The sequence below is a fragment of the Methylibium sp. T29-B genome, from assembly GCF_000576225.1.
Classification (GTDB): Bacteria; Pseudomonadota; Gammaproteobacteria; order Burkholderiales; family Burkholderiaceae_C; genus Methylibium; species Methylibium petroleiphilum.
Map to the genome: position 1 here is coordinate 1 of NZ_AZSN01000183.1, position 6,541 is coordinate 6,541.

Annotated in this window: 7 protein-coding genes; 1 reads left to right on the top strand and 6 read right to left on the bottom strand. The window is 73.7% G+C overall.

What is annotated here, in order from left to right; genetic code table 11:
- From Y694_RS18875 to Y694_RS18890, 5 genes are all read right to left on the bottom strand, one after another.
- A partial coding sequence (locus tag Y694_RS18875; RefSeq protein WP_231497782.1) for a DUF4010 domain-containing protein occupies positions 1–600 on the bottom strand: 600 nt, incomplete at its 3' end.
- A 16-nt stretch (positions 601–616) separates the two neighbouring features.
- Positions 617–808 (bottom strand): hypothetical protein, encoded by a 192-nt coding sequence (locus Y694_RS26240; protein ID WP_231497783.1) that lies wholly within the window; start codon positions 806–808, stop codon positions 617–619.
- Positions 805–2,160, bottom strand: a complete 1,356-nt coding sequence (locus Y694_RS18880; protein ID WP_036235312.1) for an MBL fold metallo-hydrolase RNA specificity domain-containing protein — start codon at positions 2,158–2,160, stop codon at positions 805–807. The genes Y694_RS26240 and Y694_RS18880 overlap by 4 nt, the downstream gene beginning before the upstream one ends.
- 137 nt (positions 2,161–2,297) lie before the next feature.
- Positions 2,298–2,978, bottom strand: coding sequence for a response regulator transcription factor (locus Y694_RS18885; RefSeq protein WP_036235314.1), 681 nt, complete (start codon positions 2,976–2,978; stop codon positions 2,298–2,300).
- Positions 2,975–4,207 carry a PAS domain-containing sensor histidine kinase gene (locus Y694_RS18890; RefSeq protein WP_081771403.1) on the bottom strand — a complete coding sequence of 411 codons (1,233 nt, stop codon included), beginning with the start codon at positions 4,205–4,207 and terminating at the stop codon, positions 2,975–2,977. The genes Y694_RS18885 and Y694_RS18890 overlap by 4 nt, the downstream gene beginning before the upstream one ends.
- A 155-nt stretch (positions 4,208–4,362) precedes the next feature.
- On the opposite strand from Y694_RS18890, the gene Y694_RS22785 reads away from it, so the two are divergent.
- On the top strand, positions 4,363–5,856 hold the full coding sequence (locus Y694_RS22785) for a diguanylate cyclase domain-containing protein (protein WP_051495897.1): 1,494 nt from the start codon (positions 4,363–4,365) through the stop codon (positions 5,854–5,856).
- Between the two features lie 45 nt (positions 5,857–5,901).
- Here the strand turns inward: Y694_RS22785 and Y694_RS25015 are convergent.
- Positions 5,902–6,541: hypothetical protein (locus Y694_RS25015; RefSeq protein ID WP_036235316.1), on the bottom strand; the 640-nt coding region annotated here is incomplete at its 5' end.

Genomic DNA, 6,541 nt, shown 5'->3' on the forward strand with positions numbered 1-6,541 from the left:
CAGCGCCGGCAGCAGCAGCGCCGCCGCGGCCGGTGGCGACAGCAGGACGCTGATCAGCAACGCCTGCAGCCAGGTGGCCACACCCGACAACACCGCCCCACCCGCCAGCAGCGCCGCCTGCTCGGGCCGCTCGCGCGCCCGGCCGCCGAGCGAGGCCACCGTGGCAGTGCTCGACACGAAGCCCGACACCAGCCCGGCTGCCAGCACGCCGCCACGCGGTCCCAGCGCACGCAGCGCCACCTGGCCTGCCGCCTGCATCGCCAGGATCAGCAGCACCAGGGCGGCGAGCGGGCGGGGATCGATCCCTCCCAGGGCATCGAGCGGTCGCGCCGGGATCAGGGGCAGCACGATGAGCGCCAGCGCCGTCAGCAGCAGCCCATCGTGCAACTCCTGCTCGCTGAGCAGCTCGGTTGCGAAGCGGTGCAGGCGTTCACGTGCTGCCAGCAGCACCGCCAGCCCCGCACCGCAGGCCGCCCCGAGGGCCGGCGAGAGGACCGACTGCACGCCGATCAGGTAGGTGGTGAACAGCGCCAGCTCGGTCGTCAGGCCAGGATCGCGCGAACGGCTCTTCGCGTGCGACAGCGCGGCCAGCCCGGCCACCAGCAGGCGCCGACGATCACCAGCCCGGCACCGGCACCCACTGCGCCAGGCCGCCGGTGGCGGCCGCGACGGCAAAGCTGCGCAGGCCCGCGGCTTCGCGGTCCCGACCGCGGCCCTTGCGGCGCTCGCGCTCGACGCCGATCAGCAGGCCGGCACCGAGGGCCACCGCGAGGCCGAGGGCACCGTCCGGCAGCGTGACCCCGCTCACAGGTCCAGCGCCGCGCCGTGTTCCGGCACCGACACGCGCCAGCCCAGTTCGTCCTGGATGCGCAGCCGCAGCGTGTCGGCCGCCGCCGGCTCGCCGTGGACGACGAAGCAGCGCTCGGGCGGTGTCTCGAAGCCGCGCAGCCACTCCATCAGCCCGTCGGCATCGGCATGGCCGGAGAAGCCTTCGAGGTGGCTCACGGTGGCCTTCACCGCGACGTACTCGCCGTGGATCTTGACCTCGCGCGCACCGCCCACCAGCGCCGCGCCGCGCGTGCCGCCGACCTGGAAGCCGGGGAACACGATGTGGTTGCGCGGGTTGGGCGCCAGCGCCTTCAGGTGGTGCAGCACGCGCCCGCCGGTGGCCATGCCGCTGGCCGAGATGATGACCTTGGGCCAGCGCTGGCGCGTCAGGCGCTCGGACGCCTCGGGCCCGGCGACCAGCGTCACGTCGTCGGTCAGCGTGGCCGCCTCGCGCGGCGTGATGCGCAGCAGCTTGCGGTGGCGCTGGTACAGCGCGGTCGCGGTGCTCGCCATCGGGCTGTCCAGAAAGAGCGGCAGGTCGGCCGGGATCTCGCCGGCCGCCTTGAGCCGCTGCAGCACCAGCAGCAGGGCCTGCGCGCGACCGACGGCGAACGACGGCAGCAGCACGCTGCCGCCGCGCCGCACCGTGGCACGCACGATCTCGCCCAGATGCGCCTGCACGTTGTCGCGCGGATGGCAGCGGTTGCCGTAGGTCGACTCGATCAGCAGCACATCGGCCTGCGCCACGCGGCCCGGCGCGGGCATCAGCAGGTCGTCGCCGCGACCGAGATCGCCCGAGAACACCAGCGTGCGGCCGTTCGCGCACACGCTCACCGACATCGCCCCCAGCAGGTGGCCGGCGGGGGTGAACTCGATGCGGGCGTCGCCGACGCGCACCCCGCGCCCGGCCGGGGCCACGCCGATGCGGGCGATGGCGCGCTTGGCGTCGGCCACGCCGTACAGCGGCAGGGCCGGCGCATGCCGCGACCAGCCGCCGCGGTTGGCGCGGCGTGCGTCCTCCTCCTGCAGGTGGGCGCTGTCGAGCAGCAGCACCTCGGCGAGGTCGCGCGTGGCGGCGGAGGCATACACCGGGCCCTTGAATCCCTGCTTCACCAGCACCGGCAGCCAGCCGCAGTGGTCGAGGTGGGCGTGGCTCAGCACGACCGCGTCGATCTGCGCCGGCGGCACCGCCAGCGGCGCCCAGTTGCGCTCGCGCAGCGTCTTGTAGCCCTGGAACAGGCCGCAGTCGAGCAGCACGCGCGCGCCGCCCATCTCGACCAGGTGCTTCGAGCCGGTGACGGTGTCGGCGGCGCCGAGGAAGGTGAGCTTCATGCGCGTCGGTGGCCCGCGGGCCAGTGCATCGGACACGCCGCACTCTGGCACAGCCGGCGCGCAACGGCGCCGCGACTCGCCGGCGGCTGACCTGGATCAAGCTCACGTTCCGCCACCGGCCGCCCGGCCGCGCGCCGTCAGACCTGCATCAGCTCCTGCCGCACCGCGTACAACGCCAGCTCCACGTCGTTGCGCACCCCGGTCTTCTCGAGGATGCGGGCGCGGTAGGTGCTCACCGTGTTGGACGACAGCACCAGCTGCTCGGCGATCTCGCCGACGCTCTTGCCGGCCGCGAGCAGGCCGAACACCTGGTACTCGCGGTGCGACAGGCGCTCGTGCAGCGGGGCCTCGTCGTCGCCGACGCCGCCCTTCCTGCTGCCGATGCCGGCCCCCACCGCGCCCGCCAGCTGCTCGGCGACGCTGGGGGTGATGAAGAGCTTGCCCTGCGCCACCCTGCGGATGGCGTCGATCATCTGCTCGCTGTCGGCGCTCTTGTTCAGGTAGCCGGCCGCGCCGAGCTTGAGGCTGCGCACCGCGTACTGCCGGTCGGGATAGGTGCTGAGCATCAGCACCGGCAACCTCGGGAACTCGGCCTTCAGCGACTTCAGCACGTCGAGTCCGTCGCGCTGCGGCATCGCGATGTCGAGCAGCACCACGTCGGGCGGCGTGCCGGCGGCGGCGCCGGCGCGCACCAGGGCCATCGCGTCGGGGCCGTTGCCGGCTTCGCCGGCCAGCGCGATGTCCCCGGCGTCGGCCAGGATCTGCTTGATGCCCTGGCGCACGATCACGTGGTCGTCGCAGATGACGACGCGGATCATGGCCGCTCCTCCGGCGCGAGCGGCATCACCAACCGCACCAGCGTGCCCTGGCCGGGCGCGCTGTCGATCGTGAGACGCCCGCCGAAGTGCGCCGCGCGCTCGCGCATGCCCATCACGCCGTAGCTGCGCGGGTCGTTCAGCGCCTCGGCGGTGGTGCCGACGCCATCGTCGCGCACATCGAGGTAGAGCACCGGCTCGGGCGGCGCATCGACCACGATGCGGATGCCGACGCGACGCGCCTTCGCATGCCGCGCGATGTTCGACAGCAGCTCCTGGAAGATGCGGAACACCGCGATCGCCGACCCGCCCTCGGGCGGCGCGACGCCGGCGGCCACGTGCACCTGGATGTCGGCCTCCAGCTCGGCGCTCTCCAGCCACTCCTGGGCCTGCCACTCCAGCGCGGCCCACAGGCCCTGGTGATCGAGGATGCTGGGCCGCAGGTCGGTGATGATGCGGCCGACCTTGTCGACCGCGGTGTCGATCAGCGCGCCCATGCCCTCGCACTTGGCGGCCAGCGGCAGGCGGTCGGCGACGCGCTTCTCGAGCCAGTTGACGTCCATCTTCAGCGCCACCAGCAGCGAGCCGAGTTCGTCGTGGATCTCGCGGGCGATGCGGGTGCGCTCCTCTTCGCGCACCGTCTCCAGGTAGGCCGAGAGCCGGCGCCGCTGCGCGAGCGCGTCGCTGAGCGCGCGGGTGCGCTCGGCGACGCGCTGCTCCAGCCGGTCGTTGGTGCGTTCGAGCTCGCGCTTGGCGCGCACCAGCTGTTCCTCGGCCTGCTTGCGCGCGGTGATGTCGACGAAGGTGACCACCGCACCCACCACCGCGCCGGCCTCGACGATGGGGTAGGACGAGTACTCGGCCTGAAAGGAGCTGCCGTCGGCGCGCCACAGCACCTCGTGGTCGATGCGGCACGGCAACCCGCGGCGGAAGGCGTTGAAGATCGGACAGTCCGCCTCGGCGTAATGCGCACCGTTGCCGTGCGAGTGGTGGATCAGCGCATGCATGTTGCGGCCGAGCACCTCTTCGGTGCGGTAGCCCAGGCCCTGGGCGGCGGCGCGGTTCATGAAAGTGCAGCAGCCGTCGATGTCGATGCCGAAGATGCCGTCCCCGGTCGATTCGAGCAGCAGCGTGAGACGGTCCTGCCACGGCGTGCCGTCGTGGCGCGGCACGGCCCGAGGCGCCGCCGAGGCGGGCGGCAGGGCGGCAGGGTCGGGCGAACAGACGTGCATGCTCGACTTGGCGCAAGCCGTGTGCCACCGATCGGTTCGCGCGGCAAGGGTTTGCCCGGGCGCCGGCCCGGTGTTGCACGAGCTTGCCGACAGGCGCCACGTCGCGGGCTATCCTCGATCGTCGTGATGCTCCCGCCGCCAGGCCGTCCGTCGAGATGCCCGCTGTTCCCGCTGCCCGTGCCGAGAACGACGCCGATCGCGTGGCGCACCTGCGCCGCTTCGAGATCCTCGACAGCCTGCCCGAGGGGGCCTACGACGACATCGTGGCGCTGGCCTCGCAGCTCTGCGGCGCGCCGATCGCGCTGATCTCGCTGGTCGACGCCGAACGCCAGTGGTTCAAGGCCCGCGTCGGCCTCGAGGCCCAGGAGACCCCGCGCGACCTGGCCTTCTGCGACCACGCGCTGCTGCGGCCGGACGCGGTGTTCACGATCCCCGACGCCCATGCCGACCCGCGCTTCGCCGACAACCCGCTGGTCACCGGGCCGCCGCACATCCGCTTCTACGCCGGTGCACCGATCCTCGTGGAGGGCGGGCTGCCGATGGGCACGGTGTGCGTCATCGACACGCAGCCGCGCCTGCTGGCGCCGGCCCAGGCCGCGGCGCTGCAGGCCCTGGCACGCCAGACCGCGGCGCTGCTGGCGCTGCGTGCGCACACGCGCCTGGCGCAGCAGCAGGCGGCCGAACTGGCGAAGACCTCGGCCGAGGCGCAGCGCGAGCGGCAGCGCAGCGCGGAGTTGCTGGACCTGGTGCTGCGCGGCGGCAACCTCGGTCTCTGGGACATCCACGTGCCCTCCAACGTCTGGACCGCGAACGCGCGCGAACTCGAGATGCTGGGGCATGCCGCCGACGGGGCCGGGCCGAGCACCACCGACTGGCGCACGCTGATCCATCCCGACGACTGGCCGCAGGTGCGGGCCGCGCTGCAGGCCCACCTGGGCGGCGCGGCGCCGGCCTTCCAGTGCGAGCACCGCATGCGGCATCGCGCGGGCCACTGGATCTGGGTGCAGAGCCATGCGGTGGTGGTCGACCGCAGCGCGGACGGGCAGCCGCTGCGCGTGGTCGGCACGCACCGCGACGTGACGCGCCGCAAGGAGGCCGAGGCCGAGATCGAGCTGGCGCATGCGCGGCTGCAGCAGCTGTCGACGACCGATGCGCTGACCGGGGTGGGCAACCGGCGCCATTTCGACGACTGCCTGGCCCGCGAGTGGGCGCGCAGCGCGCGGACACACCAGCCGCTGGCGCTGCTGATGATCGACATCGACCACTTCAAGCTCTACAACGACCGCTACGGCCACCCTGCCGGCGACGACTGCCTGCGCCGCGTGGCCGAGCTCATCACCGCCTGCGCGCGGCGCGGCGGCGAGATCGTGGCGCGCTACGGCGGCGAGGAGTTCGCGGTGCTGCTGCCGGGCACGCCGATCGATGGCGCGCGAGCCGTCGCGCAGCGCTGCCTGCAGGCGCTGCGCGACGCCGCGATCGAGCACCTGGCATCGCCGACCGACGGCGTGGTGTCGCTGAGCATCGGCGTGGCCGTGCGGGTGGCGGGCAAGTCGATCGAGCCCAAGGCCCTCACCGACGCGGCAGACGCCGCGCTCTACGAGGCCAAGCGCGGCGGCCGGGACCGGCTGGCCGTCGGTACCGCGGGCTGAGCGCGGCAGCGGCGCCGCGCGCGTCGGCGCAGCGGTCCGATGGGATCAGGGCAGCGTGACGCGCATCTGCACCACGTAGCGCCGGTCGCGCGCGATCTCGGCGCTGGACAGCACCCCGCGTTCGCTGCGTCGCTCGCTGCCGCCGTCGCTGGCGACGGTGACCCACTCACCGAGCGGCAGCTGCACCGTGGTCAGCAGGCCGGCGCGGTCGATGCTGCCCTCGGGCTGGGGCTGGCCGCGGAAGTCGTAGCGCGAGGGCATGCCGCCGGAGGCCAGCGCGCTGGCCTCGGTGCGCACTTCCACCGTGACCGGCGAGCCGCCGCCGGGCCAACGGGGCCGCACCGCGACGCTGCGCCCGGTGTCGACGTAGCTGCTGCCGGCGATCGCGCCGGGGCCGCTGGGCGTCCACACCACCTCCAGCCAGGTCAGCGGCACGGACGCGCCCACGTTCAGCATCCCCTGACCGCCGTTGAGCACGAGCAGCCGGTGCTGCGCATCGCCCGATCGGTCGCCGCTGCGCGACTCGAGCGTCACGCCGGCGCGGCCGGACACCTGGCCGTTCGGCCCCACCGTCACCGCACCGTCGCGCAGGCCGCCGCCGCTGGCCGTGAAGCTGGACTCGTCGCCCTGGCGCACCTCGACCAGCAGGTTGCGCTGCGGCAGCGCAGAGGCCGGCGGCGCCGCG

Coding starts and splice junctions, on each gene's coding strand:
- Y694_RS18880 (WP_036235312.1), bottom strand. CDS start 2,160: ATGAAGCTCACCTTCCTCGGCGCCGCCGACACCGTCACCGGCTCGAAG.
- Y694_RS18885 (WP_036235314.1), bottom strand. CDS start 2,978: ATGATCCGCGTCGTCATCTGCGACGACCACGTGATCGTGCGCCAGGGC.
- Y694_RS18890 (WP_081771403.1), bottom strand. CDS start 4,207: ATGCACGTCTGTTCGCCCGACCCTGCCGCCCTGCCGCCCGCCTCGGCG.
- Y694_RS22785 (WP_051495897.1), top strand. CDS start 4,363: ATGCCCGCTGTTCCCGCTGCCCGTGCCGAGAACGACGCCGATCGCGTG.